The 13,169-nt window shown below is 59.0% G+C and carries 15 protein-coding genes; all 15 read right to left on the reverse strand.

Going from position 1 to position 13,169, the window contains the following annotated elements; translation table 11 throughout:
- Window positions 1-301: 301 nt before the first annotated feature.
- Entirely contained in the window at window positions 302-1,438 is a 1,137-nt protein-coding gene (gene flhB, locus RYB09_RS22165) for a flagellar biosynthesis protein FlhB (RefSeq protein ID WP_057403000.1), read from the reverse strand.
- A 1-nt stretch (window position 1,439) separates the two neighbouring features.
- Entirely contained in the window at window positions 1,440-2,225 is a 786-nt protein-coding gene (fliR, locus tag RYB09_RS22170; protein ID WP_002554276.1) for a flagellar biosynthetic protein FliR, read from the reverse strand.
- A 6-nt stretch (window positions 2,226-2,231) separates the two neighbouring features.
- The gene (locus RYB09_RS22175) at window positions 2,232-2,501 is read right to left on the reverse strand and encodes a flagellar biosynthetic protein FliQ (protein WP_002554277.1); all 270 of its coding nucleotides are present in this window, start codon (window positions 2,499-2,501) and stop codon (window positions 2,232-2,234) included.
- Window positions 2,502-2,526: 25 nt separating this feature from the next.
- Window positions 2,527-3,279 carry a flagellar type III secretion system pore protein FliP gene (fliP, locus tag RYB09_RS22180; RefSeq protein WP_058402557.1) on the reverse strand — a complete coding sequence of 251 codons (753 nt, stop codon included), beginning with the start codon at window positions 3,277-3,279 and terminating at the stop codon, window positions 2,527-2,529.
- Window positions 3,279-3,719 (reverse strand): flagellar biosynthetic protein FliO, encoded by a 441-nt coding sequence (gene fliO, locus RYB09_RS22185; RefSeq protein WP_058402556.1) that lies wholly within the window; start codon window positions 3,717-3,719, stop codon window positions 3,279-3,281. The genes fliP and fliO overlap by 1 nt, the downstream gene beginning before the upstream one ends.
- Complete coding sequence (fliN, locus tag RYB09_RS22190; RefSeq protein ID WP_002554280.1) at window positions 3,720-4,178, reverse strand: flagellar motor switch protein FliN; 459 nt, start codon at window positions 4,176-4,178, stop codon at window positions 3,720-3,722.
- Window positions 4,179-4,239: 61 nt separating this feature from the next.
- Entirely contained in the window at window positions 4,240-5,208 is a 969-nt protein-coding gene (gene fliM, locus RYB09_RS22195) for a flagellar motor switch protein FliM (protein ID WP_058402555.1), read from the reverse strand.
- A gap of 9 nt (window positions 5,209-5,217) precedes the next feature.
- Window positions 5,218-5,718 (reverse strand): flagellar basal body-associated protein FliL, encoded by a 501-nt coding sequence (fliL, locus tag RYB09_RS22200; RefSeq protein WP_058402554.1) that lies wholly within the window; start codon window positions 5,716-5,718, stop codon window positions 5,218-5,220.
- An 800-nt stretch (window positions 5,719-6,518) separates the two neighbouring features.
- The gene (locus tag RYB09_RS22205; protein ID WP_122258540.1) at window positions 6,519-7,922 is read right to left on the reverse strand and encodes a flagellar hook-length control protein FliK; all 1,404 of its coding nucleotides are present in this window, start codon (window positions 7,920-7,922) and stop codon (window positions 6,519-6,521) included.
- A 125-nt stretch (window positions 7,923-8,047) separates the two neighbouring features.
- The gene (locus RYB09_RS22210) at window positions 8,048-8,404 is read right to left on the reverse strand and encodes an Hpt domain-containing protein (protein WP_058401335.1); all 357 of its coding nucleotides are present in this window, start codon (window positions 8,402-8,404) and stop codon (window positions 8,048-8,050) included.
- Window positions 8,405-8,437: 33 nt separating this feature from the next.
- Window positions 8,438-10,144 (reverse strand): fused response regulator/phosphatase, encoded by a 1,707-nt coding sequence (locus tag RYB09_RS22215; protein ID WP_058408764.1) that lies wholly within the window; start codon window positions 10,142-10,144, stop codon window positions 8,438-8,440.
- Window positions 10,101-10,451 carry an STAS domain-containing protein gene (locus RYB09_RS22220; protein WP_002554287.1) on the reverse strand — a complete coding sequence of 117 codons (351 nt, stop codon included), beginning with the start codon at window positions 10,449-10,451 and terminating at the stop codon, window positions 10,101-10,103. Before RYB09_RS22220 ends, RYB09_RS22215 begins: the two co-directional genes overlap by 44 nt.
- Window positions 10,452-10,536: 85 nt before the next feature.
- Window positions 10,537-10,986: a flagellar export protein FliJ gene (gene fliJ, locus RYB09_RS22225; RefSeq protein WP_002554288.1), complete on the reverse strand. Its 450-nt coding sequence runs from the start codon at window positions 10,984-10,986 to the stop codon at window positions 10,537-10,539.
- Window positions 10,987-10,992: 6 nt separating this feature from the next.
- Entirely contained in the window at window positions 10,993-12,351 is a 1,359-nt protein-coding gene (fliI, locus tag RYB09_RS22230; protein WP_004664459.1) for a flagellar protein export ATPase FliI, read from the reverse strand.
- The gene (fliH, locus tag RYB09_RS22235) at window positions 12,341-13,159 is read right to left on the reverse strand and encodes a flagellar assembly protein FliH (protein WP_122258541.1); all 819 of its coding nucleotides are present in this window, start codon (window positions 13,157-13,159) and stop codon (window positions 12,341-12,343) included. The genes fliI and fliH overlap by 11 nt, the downstream gene beginning before the upstream one ends.
- Window positions 13,160-13,169: the final 10 nt, after the last annotated feature.

Here is a 13,169-nt window from a genome sequence, read left to right on the forward strand (position 1 = left end):
TCAGAAAATCTTCAAGAGTGGACGCAGAGCGTCCAGAACGGCATGCGACGCGGAGCGTCGCACGATAGTGAGATGGTCGTTCCTCACGCTCAGAGCGCCCGGAACGGCATGCAATGCGGAGCGTCGCACGATAGTTGAGATGATCGTTCCTCACGCTCCAGCGTGGGAATGCCGTGGGTGACGCTCTGCGTCACAAATCTGCGCCACACCAGACGCCCAAGAGCGGACGCAGAGCTTCAGGAACCGCATACCCATGCGGAGCGCGGGCGCGAGGGTGGTCTGCTGGCGACGAAGCAAAGGGCTACGCATCGCGCTGCAGGTCGGGCGGGATCTTGATGTCGCCCAGTGGATCCGGGCGCTTGCCTTGACCGGCACGGAACTGGCGGATCTGGTAGACGTAGGCCAGCACCTGGGCCACAGCCAGGTAGAGCCCGGCAGGAATTTCCTGGTCCAGCTCGGTGCTGTAGTAGATGGAACGGGCCAACGCCGCAGATTCCAGAATCAGTATCTGGTTATGCGCGCCGATTTCGCGAATCTTCAGCGCTACCAGATCAGTGCCCTTGGCCAGCAACATCGGCGCCCCGCCCTGCTCGGGATCGTATTTCAAGGCTACGGCAAAGTGCGTCGGGTTGGTAATGATGACATCCGCTTCCGGAATCGACGCCATCATCCGCCGCTGGGACATTTCGCGCTGCAACTGGCGAATACGCTGTTTAACCTCGGGGCTGCCCTCGCTGTTCTTGTGCTCGTCGCGCACTTCCTGCTTGGTCATCAACAGCTTCTTGTGCGCTTCATACAGCACAAAGGGCACGTCGGCAGCAGCAATGAATATCAGGCCGCAAGCCATCCAGAAGCTGCTCCAGCCGACCACCAGCAGGCTGTGGATCATCGCCTGCTCCAATGGCTCATGAGCGATAGCCACCAGATCATTGCGCTCCTTGCTCAAGACCACCAGCGCAACCGCCAGAATGATCAGAAACTTGCCGAAGGATTTGAGCAGCTCGACCAGCGCGTGTGGTGAAAACATGCGTTTGAGCCCCGCCGCCGGGTTCATCCGGCTGAATTTGGGCATCAGCGATTTGGTTGCGAACAACCAGCCGCCAAGCATGATCGGCCCCACAAGCGCCGCCACCAGCATGGCGATCAGAAACGGCAGCATCACGACCAGTGCGTGCAGGCCGGAGCTGAGCAACGCCTTGCCCATGTATGACTGATCCATGAGGGTTTCGCGGCTGATCGTAAAATTGTCACGCATCAGTTCGGACATCATCTGCGCGATGCCTGAGCCGAACATCAGCAACCCGCCCGCCCCCATCAGCATGACCACCAGCGTGGTCAGCTCCTTGGAGCGCGCAATCTGCCCATCCGCTCTGGAGTCCTTGACCTTTTTTTCCGTGGGGTCTTCTGTCTTGTCCTGGCCATTCTCGTTTTCTGCCATCTCAACGAGCCCTCACCATGTCGCGCAACGATTGCAGTGCCTGACTGGCAATCGGCTGATACTGATTGAGAATATCGCCCATGCTCATCCACAGAATGACCATGCCCAGCACAAGGGTCAGCGGGAAACCGATAGAGAAGATGTTGAGTTGCGGCGCTGCACGGGTCATGACGCCAAAAGCAATGTTGATGATCAGCAATGCAGTGATAGCAGGTAACACCAGCCTGAGCCCTGAACTCAACGCCCAGCCTAGCCCGTTCGCCAGCTCCCAGAAATTATTGACCAGCAGACCACCACCCACCGGCATCGTGGTGAAGCTTTCGACAAGCACCTCCAACACCACAAGATGGCCGTTCATGGACAGGAACAGCAGCGTGACCAGCATGGTAAAAAACTGGCCGATAACAGCCGAAGATACGCCGTTGGTAGGGTCGACCATCGAGGCAAAGCCCATCCCCATCTGCGTCGAGATGATCTGCCCGGCGATCACGAAGATATGGAAAAACATCTGCAGGGACAGCCCCATGCCGGCACCGATGATGATCTGCTCGCCGATCAGCAACAGCCCACTGAGGTCAAGCGCCTGAACCGGCGGCATGGCTGGCAGCGCTGGCGCGACCACCACAGTGATGGCAAATGCGAGGTAAAGGCGCACGCGCCGGGGTACCAGTGTGGTACCGATCACCGGCATGGTCATCAGCAGCGCGACGATACGAAACATCGGCAACATGAAGCTCGCTACCCAGGTACTGATCTGGATATCGGTCAGCGCAAGCATCGGCTGCATGCGGCGCTAGCCGATCAGCGTCGGAATACTGGTGTACAACGACAGCATGTATTCCATGAATATTTTCAGCAGCCAGGGGCCGATGACAATCAGGGTCACGAGCATGACCAACAGGCGCGGCAGGAAGCTCAGGGTCTGTTCGTTGATCTGCGTGGCCGCCTGAAACATCGCCACCAGCAGACCGCACAACAGGCTCGGCACCACAAGAATCGCGACCAGCACGGTGGTCAGCCACAGCGCCTCACGAAACAGATCGACAGCTACTTCCGGCGTCATCGGGCAGACTCCTCAGCGAAACGGCTCATACGCCACCAAAACTGCCAGCCAGGGTGCCGACGATCAGCGCCCAGCCATCTACCAGCACGAACAGCATGATCTTGAACGGCAGCGAAATGATCAGCGGCGACAGCATCATCATACCCATCGCCATCAGCACACTGGCCACTACCAGATCGATGATCAGAAACGGAATGAAGATCATGAAGCCGATCTGAAACGCTGTCTTGAGCTCCGAAATCACGAACGCCGGAACCAGAATGGTCAGCGGCGCGGCATCAGGTGTCGGGATATCGGTACGCTTGGACAGGCGCATGAACAACTCAAGGTCACTGGTACGGGTCTGTGCCAGCATGAAATCCTTGATTGGCACTTGCGCCTTGGCGACCGCATCCTGCGCCGTGAGTTTTTCAGCCAAATAAGGCTGCAGCGCATCCTGATTCACACGGTCGAAAACCGGCGCCATAATGAACATGGTCAGAAACAAAGCCATGCCCGTCAGGATCTGGTTCGAAGGTGTCTGCTGCAAACCAAGGGCCTGACGCAGAATCGAGAAGACGATGATGATCCGGGTGAAACTGGTCATCAGCATGACAAACGCCGGAATGAAGCTCAGCGCGGTCATGATCAGCAGGATCTGCAGACTGACCGAATACTCCTGCTGACCGTCGGCACCATTGGACAGCGTGATCGCCGGTATCGACAGCGGATCGGCCGCCAGCACAGCAGGCGTCACCATGACCAGCAACAGCAGTATCAGGAAACGCAACGCGCCCATTACTTCTTGTCCTTATCCTTGCCCATCAGCTCCATAAGGCGCTGAGCGAATTCAGGGGTCGCCTGCTCACGCACAGGCACCTGTACCGGTTCCTTGAGCACATGCAGGGGCGTGATCCGCCCTGGCGTGATACCCAGCAACACCTGTTCGCCGCCGATCTGCACCAGCACCAGCCGATCACGCGGACCGAGCGCGCGCGAACTCACCAATTCGATGACCTGACCATTGTTTGGCCCCACGCGCTGCACGCGGCGCATCAGCCATGCGAGCACGAAAATCAGACCGACCACCAGTATCAGACCGAAAAGCAGTTGTACTAACTGCCCGCCCATACCGCCGGATACCGTGTTGGCCACTTGCGCAGGTGCGGCCTGAGCAGCGGGCTCGGCAGCCCAGGCCAGCGACGGCAGGGTCAGCAGAACACTCAGCCAGCGCCTCACTTAGCGCAGCTTCTTGATGCGTTCGCTCGGGCTGATCACGTCGGTCAGACGGATGCCGAACTTCTCGTTGACCACCACCACCTCGCCATGCGCGATGAGCGTGCCGTTGACCAGCACATCCAGCGGTTCGCCAGCCAGGCGATCCAGCTCGATCACCGAGCCCTGGTTAAGCTGCAACAAGTTACGAATGTTGATATCGGTGCTGCCCACTTCCATGGAGATCGACACCGGGATGTCGAGAATCACATCCAGGTTAGGACCGTCCAGAGAAACCGGACCCGTGCTTTTCGGCACGCTGCCGAACTCTTCCATGGTCATCCGGCTACCCGAATTCCCCGCATCCGCCGCCAGCAACGCATCAATATCAGCCTGACTGTCGCCAGCTTCGCCCAATGCAGCAGCCCACTCATCGGCCAACGCCTGATCTTCAGCAGACGTCATATCGTTTTCATCAGCCATCAGTTGTCCTCTGCACGCAGTATTTCAGTTACGCAACAATTTCCGACGTTGACCAGACAGGTCAGCGTCGCGCTATGGGTTCGATTACTTGCAGGGCCATCTTGCCCTTATGCGAGCCAAGCTTGACCTTGAATGACGGTACGCCATTGGCACGCAGGACCAACGAGTCGCTCAGCTCCACCGGAATAACGTCACCAGGGCGCATGTGCAGGATGTCCCGCAATGGCAACTGGCGCTGAGCGATGGTCGTGGTGAGCGGCACGTTGACGTCCAGAACGTCTTCCTTGAGCGCGTTGACCCAGCGCTCGTCCTGATCGTCCAGATCCGACTGAAAACCGGCATCGAGCATTTCGCGGATCGGTTCGATCATCGAGTACGGCATGGTCACGTGCAGATCGCCGCCACCGCCATCCAGTTCGATATGGAAAGTGGAAATGACCACGGCCTCGCTCGGCCCGACGATGTTGGCCATGGCCGGGTTCACTTCCGAGTTGATGTACTCGAAGTTCACTTCCATGATCGCCTGCCAGGCTTCCTTGAGGTCGATAAAAGCCTGATCCAGCACCATGCGCACGACGCGAAGTTCGGTCGGCGTGAACTCACGGCCTTCGATCTTGGCGTGGCGGCCATCGCCACCGAAAAAGTTGTCCACCAGCTTGAACACCAGCTTGGCGTCGAGGATGAACAGCGCAGTGCCCCGCAGCGGCTTGATCTTGGCCAGGTTGAGGCTGGTCGGCACGTACAGCGAATGCACGTACTCGCCGAACTTCATGACCTGAACACCACCCACCGCCACGTCCGCCGAGCGGCGCAGCAGGTTGAACATGCTGATACGCGTGTAGCGGGCGAATCGCTCGTTGATCATTTCCAGCGTCGGCATGCGCCCGCGGACAATCCGGTCCTGACTGGTCAGGTCGTAGCTTTTGACACTGCCAGGCTCGCTGACGGTGTCGGTCTGGACCATCCCGTCGTCGACGCCATGCAGCAGCGCGTCGATCTCATCCTGGGAGAGCAGGTCTTGCACGGCCATGTGAGAGTCCTACTGCAATACGAAGTTAGTGAAGAGCAGCTGTTCGATCACAGTCTTGCCGAGTTCTTTCTGTGCCACTTCCTGAATGCTCGCGGTCGCTTTCTGACGCAGCATTTCCTGGCCGATCGGCGAGGCCAGTGACTCAAAGGGTATAGCTGCAAACAGCATGACCAGATTGTTGCGGATCAGCGGCATGTGCGCCTTCAGCGCTTCCATGTCGGCGGCATTGCGCGACAGCATGGTGATACTGACCTGCATGTAGCGCTGGCGACCATTGGAGTTGAAGTTGACCACGAAGGCCGGGGTCATGGGTTCGAACACCGCCACTGGCTTGACGTTGGCTGCGGCAGCGGCAGCAGCCGGGTCTGGTGTGCTTTCGCTCTTGTGCATGAGGAACCAGGTCGCGCCCACCGACAAACCTACCGCCAGCAGCAACGCCACAACGGCGAGGATGATGAGCTTGAGTTTGCCTTTGGTTGCCGGGTCTTTAACTTCTTCGCTCTTCGCCATGCCAATAATCCGTCACTATTCAAGAGGTTCTTCAATACGTGACAGAGGCAGAGCAAGTGTTATGCCAGAGTTGTACGAGATGACGATGTATTGGACACAACCGGTTACGTGGCTGGGCGTGCGGCTTATGAGAGTTTAGGTCATGGAGCGGTTCTGCTGCGTCAGTGATATGAGCGCACGACTCAAATCCCCCTTTTGACTATCGTTCCCACGCTCCGCGTGGTAATGCCGTTCGTGACGCTCTGCGTCACACAGCGGTTCTGTGGTGTCAGGTAGATTGGCGTTCGGCCCAGATCCTCGTTCCCACGCTCCGCGTGGTAATGCCTTTCGTGACGCTCTGCGTCACACAGCGGTCCTGCGAGATCAGGTGGATTGGCGTTCGGCCCAGATTCTCGTTCCCACGCTCCGCGTGGTAATGCCTTTCGTGACGCTCTGCGTCACACAGCGGTTCTGCTATGTCAGTTATGTTTGTGTCCGGCTCAGGTTACCTTTTCGCCCCTCGGCGACTTACTTTGATGGGGCCAAAGTAAGCAAAGCCCCTCGCTCCTGTTTCCGGCCCGACTTCGTCGGGTTCCTTCGCCCTGGCACTGATCCGGGGGGCGCCGCAACGGACCATCCATGGTCCGGTGCGGCTAGCCTGGCGTCCTGCCAGGCTACCCCCGGATCAGCGCCAGGACTCAGCCGTCACTAAGGTCGCAATTTGTGTCGTCTGTACCATCGAGCTCGAAAAACATTTCTGCGTTAACAACTAGCAGGCAAGGCATGACTTCGCGTCGCGGCTGCCATGTGACGCAGGAGCATCATGCGTAATAATCGATCTCGCTGCTGCCGATCACGCGTGCAGCCGGCTGGCTGACCGGAACAGCAGCATCGACGCCTGCAATCTCATCCGAAGTGTCGCCTGAGCTCACGCCATTGCCACGACCGTTGCGCTGGGCGCGGCTGGCCTGCTCTTGAGCCTGTTGCTGAGCCTGCTGTTGCGACTGGTCGGAAACGTTGACGTCGACGTTGCCAAGCCCCTGCTGAACGAACGACTCACGCAACCTCGACATCTGACTTTCCAGTGCGTCACGCACACCCATGTGGGCGCTCATGAACGTTACCTGGGTCTGCTGCTCCGGTGCCATGTTGATGCGGATGTCCAGACGTCCGAGTTCGGCGGGCTCCAGCTTGATGTCGGCGGTTTTGAGGTTCTGGCTCGACAGGTACATGACGCGGTCGACAATGCCTTCGGTCCAGCCGCTTTGATGCATGGCCAACGGCTGACTCATCAACGGCGCGGCGGCAGGTGTTGCCGCAACACGGGCTGGTTGCGCGGCCTGACTCAGCGCAGCGAGGCGATCGGCAAAGTTGTCGACGCGCGTATCGCCCGCGGCGCTTTTGACATCCTTCAGTCCTTCGCCGATCAAGCCGCTGAACGACTTGTCACTGCTTTCCGTGCTGCTCTCTTCCGAGGGAAGCTGCTCGCTCAGGGCCGACAGGTTATTGACAAGATTCTGGTTTGGATCAGCTTCTGCGTTGGTCGGCGTCGCTTTGTTGGCAGCATGGGTATTCTGCGCAGCCAGCTGCGTTTTGGCGTTGGCATTCTCCAGCGCCAATTGCACCGCATCCAGACCATCAAGCGGATCGGCGTCCGGATTGAATGCTTCTTCAGTCGCTGCGGGCGGAGCAGCCTGAGTGACCGTGAGCGCGGTCGCTGCGGGCGCAGCCGTGACGTCAGGGCTTTGTGGCCTGGCGACCGGCAAGGCAGGCGCTTGCGCAGCCATCGCCTGCAACGCCGGGTCAAGCACCGGGTCGACAATCGCCAGCCCTTCAGTCAATGCAGGGTCTGCAGATGCCTGTGCATCATCCTGCTTTGAACCGGCACTGGCAGCATCATCCTCAGCGGCAGTCGAACGGGTTGGCAAATCATTGCCGCTATCGGCAACACTCGACGTGTCAGCGGCATTGGTCTGATCACCGGAAGACTTGTCCTTGCCGGCGGCAACCTTGTCCTTGTCAGGCGCTGCCTTGTCGCGAGCCGATTTGACTGGCGCATCATCACGCGAAGGAACAGCATCCTTGGCCTGTTTGGCATACACATTGGAAAAGCTGGAGGCCCCGTCCTTGCTGCTGTCAGCAGACTTGACCGCATTATTGGCCGTACCGGACCTTGAGGTCGCAGTGCTTGTGGCCTGAAGAAGCGCATTGGTAGCGAGGGGCATTTCGGTCTCCGCATAAGCTGCTGGTTATCGCCTTACCAGAATATTTAGCAATATGCGGGCCAACCTTTCACGACCGCTTGAAAGGTTGCCGGATAAAGGAAGATCGGGGATCTGGAAATCAGCGATCAGCTGACAAACAACTGCCGCTCTGCGTTAAACAAGCCGCGAATAGTCATGTATTCGCTGTCGATTTTGCCGATCAGCTCTGGCAGACCGGTGAACAACTGCTGACGGGATTGCTCTTCCAACTGACGACACAGCTCGGAAAGTTGCAAGGCACCCATATTGCCGCTGCTGCCCTTGAAACTGTGCGCGGTGAGGCTCAATTCCTGAAAGTCAGGATGGCCTGTTTGAACAGCAAGACGCAGTTGCGCGATACGCTGCTCGGAATCCTTGAGGAACACATCCAGCAAGGTCGGATATTCGTCCTCCATGACTTCCTGCAAGGCATTCAGCACGCTGTAATCCAGATGAATCGACACTTGTTCACTCCTTGATCAAGACTCCAGGGGGGATTATGCCACTCCCTCCCAGGAAAATTCCACGCACGCCGTCCTGCCATCCGCAGACCACCGAGCCTCACGACTCAATTCACACACCAGGCGTAGCCCGCGACCATACAGTTCATTGCTCGCAGGTATCTGCATCCGGACTTTTTCAACATCAAATCCCTGACCACTGTCCTCCACGCTGAGGGTCAGCCGACCACCCTCTGCAACTGGCTCGACCCGCACAGTCACGCGGACGAACCCGGTCTGAAGCATGCCAAGACGCTCGGCGCGCTGCTGATAATACAGGGCGAAACCTGCCGCATCATGCTTGAGCGACGAATCCAGCCCTAGCACACCATGTTCCAGCGCATTGCTATAAAGCTCGCCGAGCACCATATGCAGTGCAGCGCCCTGATCGCGCAGGCCATGAACTTCAAGCAGCAACTGCAAGACGTACGGCAGCGGGTTGAAGCGCCTCAGGGTCGAAGCGCGAAACTCGAAGCTGGCCGACCAGTCCAGCGGGCTGGAGGCGCCGCTGTCCGAATAGGTCAGGGCAGGCAGACTCTGCAATGGCTCATCGACGGCGCTGATTTCCAGCAGACTGACATCGTCACGTGCCTTGCCACCAAAATCGTTGAGCGCTACGAGAATTTCCTCAATCAGCAAGTGCGGCTCGCGGTTGGCAGAAAGCACCTGGCGCAAACGCTGCGCACCGAACAGTTCGTCATTGTTGTTACTGGTGTCGAGCACCCCGTCGGACAGCAGGAATATGCGATCGCCCGGCGCCAACGGATAGACCTCGGTGCGTGCATCGAAAGCATCGACACTCAGCACGCCCAATGGCAGGTGACTGGAAGCCAGCGGCACATGCTCACCCTGCGCGCCGCGCAACAAGTAGCCGTCCGGCAAGCCCCCGCTCCAGACCTCGACCTGCCGTTGTGCCAGGTTGATACAAAGCAGCGTTGCACAACAGAACATGTCGACGGGGAGGATGCGCTTGAGCTTGGCGTTCATTTCACGAAGGATTTCAACCAGGCCGTAGCCCTTGGCGGTCATGCCGTAGAACACCTCGGCAAGCGGCATCGCCCCGACGGCAGCCGGCAAGCCGTGCCCGGTGAAATCCCCAAGCAAGACCTGCATGTGCCCGGCCGGCGTGTAGGCAGCCAGCATCAGGTCGCCGTTGAACAAGGCATAAGGAGACTGCAAGTAGCGAATATTGCCGGCCCCAAGGCAACCGGCGTGGGCAATCTGATCGAACACCGCCTTGGCGACACGCTGCTCGTTGAGCAGGTACTCGTGGTGCTTGCTGATCTGGTCACGTTGTTGACGGACAGTTTCGTGCAACACCCGCAAGCGGTTCATGGCGTTGAGTTTGGCGGCCAGCACCAGCGGGTTGTAAGGCTTGGACATGAAGTCGTCGCCACCGGCGTCCAGACAGCGTGCAAGCGCTTCGCCTTCAGTCAGCGAGGTGAGGAAGATGATCGGCACCAGCGACTCACCACTCATCGCCTTGATCCGTCGCGCCGCTTCGAAGCCATCCATGACCGGCATCATGGCGTCCATCAGGATCAAATGCGGGCTTTCGGCCTTGAAGATGGCCACAGCCTCGACACCATTGCCAGCACTGAGAACCCTGTGCCCCTGCCGCGCAACGATGGTTGAAAGCAGCAACCGGTCACTGGCACTGTCATCGGCGATCAGAATGCACAGTTTTTTCGGGGATGACTGCACTGGGTATGCTCAGTTCGAACAACTTCGAGAAATTGGAAATAGCCAGAATCTTCAGTACATCAGGCGTGCAATTGACAAGGTGCACCACCGCTTTATCGCCACCGGCATGGTCGCGTAACAGCAACAGCATCCCCAGCGCAGAACTGTCCAGGTAGTGCGTGCCCCGCAGGTCGACCACATAATTCAGCGTCTGCGGGTAATCCTCGTAGGCTGCGCGAAACGCCTGATGGGATTGAAAATCAAAGCGCCCCTCGATGTAAAGGGTCAGCGTCTGGCCATCGGCAGAGCGTTCGGAAGTGACTGTCATGAGGAACCTCGAGGTGTTTCATCACCGAGACATTGATAGCGTAGACCAGCCAGAGAAATCACCGCGGGTCTGATTGAGTCAAACGTCAGAATTGTTCGTGACGAGGCAGACGCTGCGACAACTCGTCGAGCAATTTCTGCTCCCGCTTGTCCTCCAGTCTGCGTGCTTCATCCATATAACGCTGCACCAGCTTGCGCAAGCCTTCAACCCGCGCATAACAATCCTGCCAGGCGCTACGCGCCCTATCGAGATTGGCCTTGTGCCACTCAAGACTTTTGTATTGCTGGGCAACGGCGACATCGAGCTGACTGAGAAAGCGCTGATAACCCAGCAACCACTGCCCGGAAACCCCGGCACTGCCGCGTTGCAACCATTGCTGCTGATAATCCTGACGAAACTGGTCAAGTTCCTGCAGCTTGTTGTTGGCCAGATTGACCTGCCCCTGAAAATGCCCAAGCCGCTGAGCCGCCGTTCGCTCGGCGGCTTCCGCCATCTCGACCACTGGCGCCAGACGCGCCGCTCGACTCTGAGCCATAGGCTATCAGCCGCCGGGGGCCGGTGCGAATATCGACGCCAGCGCCTCGCCACTGCCTTGCATGCTTTCGTTGTCTCGCAGGCCCTGGCGCTGATAGCGCACCAACACCGGGTGCAACGCAATCGCCATGTCGGTCTCGCGATCGCCACCCGCGACATAGGCGCCCACGCTGATAAGGTCGCGGGTCTGCTGGTAACGCGACCACAACTGTTTGAAATGCTGCGCACGCGCCATGTGCTCGGGGCTGACCACCGCAGGCATGACCCGACTGATGGAAGCTTCGATATCGATGGCCGGGTAATGACCTTCTTCAGCCAGACGCCGGGACAGCACGATGTGACCGTCGAGCACACCGCGCGCGGAGTCGGCAATCGGGTCCTGCTGGTCATCGCCTTCCGACAGCACCGTGTAGAAGGCCGTGATGGAACCACCACCCGCCTCGGCATTGCCTGCGCGCTCCACCAGCTTGGGCAACCGGGCGAACACAGAGGGCGGGTAGCCTTTGGTGGCTGGCGGCTCGCCAATAGCCAGGGCGATTTCCCGCTGAGCCTGAGCAAAACGGGTCAGCGAGTCCATCAGCAGCAGGACATTCTTGCCCTTGTCACGAAAGTATTCGGCGATCCGCGTGCAATACATGGCAGCGCGCAGCCGCATCAGCGGCGCATCATCGGCTGGCGATGCAACCACCACCGAGCGCTTCAGGCCCTCTTCGCCAAGAATGTGCTCGATGAACTCCTTGACCTCACGACCCCGCTCACCGATCAGGCCGACGACAATGATGTCCGCCTCTGTGAAGCGCGTCATCATGCCCAGCAGCACACTCTTGCCCACACCAGTACCGGCAAACAACCCGAGACGCTGGCCGCGGCCAACCGTCAATAAACCGTTGATGCAGCGAATGCCGACATCCAGCGGCTGGCTGATGGGGTCACGCTTGAGCGGGTTAATGGTCGGGCCATCCATTGGCACCCAGTCTTCAGCCTTGATCGGCGAGCGGCCGTCCAGCGGCCGGCCCGCGCCGTCAAGCACACGGCCCAGCATGCTCATGCCCATCGGCAGGCGACCGGTATCGGCCAGCGGCACCACGCGCGCGCCGGGCGCAATGCCCGCCACGCTGCCGACCGGCATCAGAAACACCTTGCCGCCAGAAAACCCCATCACTTCGGCCTCGACTTCGACCGGGTGATGACTGTCATCGTTGATGACCACGCAACGGCTACCCATCGCCGCACGCAGGCCCTCGGCCTCAAGCGTCAGGCCAACCATACGCAGCAGGCGACCCTCTACTACCGGCTGGGCAGGCAGACTGATCGACTCGGCATAGGAACCGAGGCGTTTGCCGAAACTGGTGCGATCAAGGCGCATCGAGGGTGTCCGCGTCAGCTTCGGCTGCATTGGAAGCCTTGCCGGGCGAGGCTTGCAGGTCGACGCTGAGGTCCGCCGCAGCCGGATGCGTCACTTGCTCATGCAACTGATCATGCATTTTGGAAATAGCCAGCGCGATTCGCGTTTCGACACTGGCATCAATACGGCTATGCTCGGTTTCGATACGGCAACCACCCGGCAGCAAGTCTTCGTCTTCGACTATTTTCCACGACTCTTCATGACGCTCGCGCATGGCCTTGACCAGCAGGAAGTCCTGAGGATTGATGAAAATTCGCAGGTTCTGCGCACCCATCGGCAATAGCTTGAGGGCATCGCGCAACACGCTGGCGATCTGCCCGGAATCAGTGACCAGTTCGCGCTGAATGACCTGCCGCGCGATGTGCTCGACCAGATGAATGACAGCCTTTTCGATCTGTGTGTCCTGCTCGGCGATAGGTGCCAACAGGTGGCCCATCAGTTGTTCCAGGCTGGCGACCTTGGCCGCAAGAACGACTTCCGCCTCCTGGCGCACTTTTAGCTGGGTGCTGTGAAAGCCTTCCTTTTCACCGGTGGCGAAGCCTTCGTTCCACGCCTCCTGGCGGATGCTTTCCAGCTCCTCCAGGGTCAACGGCTGAACTTCATCCAGCGGTACTTCTTCCATCTCGGCCGGTTCATCGACCGGTTCCGGTTCGGGCTCAGGCTCGGGTTCCACATGTGGATCGAAGCTGGGCAACGACCAGATATCGAGTAACCCGGCGTCCTTGGCGCGAATGAGGTCGCTGGCCGATTCTTTATTGGAACTGGACATGAGTCGGCTG

The sequence above is a fragment of the Pseudomonas syringae group sp. J254-4 genome, from assembly GCF_032586855.1.
GTDB classification, from domain to species: Bacteria; Pseudomonadota; Gammaproteobacteria; order Pseudomonadales; family Pseudomonadaceae; genus Aquipseudomonas; species Aquipseudomonas amygdali.

Coding starts and splice junctions, on each gene's coding strand:
- flhB (WP_057403000.1), bottom strand. CDS start 1,438: ATGGCAGAAAACGAGAATGGCCAGGACAAGACAGAAGACCCCACGGAA.
- fliR (WP_002554276.1), bottom strand. CDS start 2,225: ATGCAGCCGATGCTTGCGCTGACCGATATCCAGATCAGTACCTGGGTA.
- RYB09_RS22175 (WP_002554277.1), bottom strand. CDS start 2,501: ATGACGCCGGAAGTAGCTGTCGATCTGTTTCGTGAGGCGCTGTGGCTG.
- fliP (WP_058402557.1), bottom strand. CDS start 3,279: ATGGGCGCGTTGCGTTTCCTGATACTGCTGTTGCTGGTCATGGTGACG.
- fliN (WP_002554280.1), bottom strand. CDS start 4,178: ATGGCTGATGAAAACGATATGACGTCTGCTGAAGATCAGGCGTTGGCC.
- fliM (WP_058402555.1), bottom strand. CDS start 5,208: ATGGCCGTGCAAGACCTGCTCTCCCAGGATGAGATCGACGCGCTGCTG.
- fliL (WP_058402554.1), bottom strand. CDS start 5,718: ATGGCGAAGAGCGAAGAAGTTAAAGACCCGGCAACCAAAGGCAAACTC.
- RYB09_RS22205 (WP_122258540.1), bottom strand. CDS start 7,922: ATGCCCCTCGCTACCAATGCGCTTCTTCAGGCCACAAGCACTGCGACC.
- RYB09_RS22220 (WP_002554287.1), bottom strand. CDS start 10,451: ATGACAGTCACTTCCGAACGCTCTGCCGATGGCCAGACGCTGACCCTT.
- fliJ (WP_002554288.1), bottom strand. CDS start 10,986: ATGGCTCAGAGTCGAGCGGCGCGTCTGGCGCCAGTGGTCGAGATGGCG.
- fliI (WP_004664459.1), bottom strand. CDS start 12,351: ATGCGCCTTGATCGCACCAGTTTCGGCAAACGCCTCGGTTCCTATGCC.
- fliH (WP_122258541.1), bottom strand. CDS start 13,159: ATGTCCAGTTCCAATAAAGAATCGGCCAGCGACCTCATTCGCGCCAAG.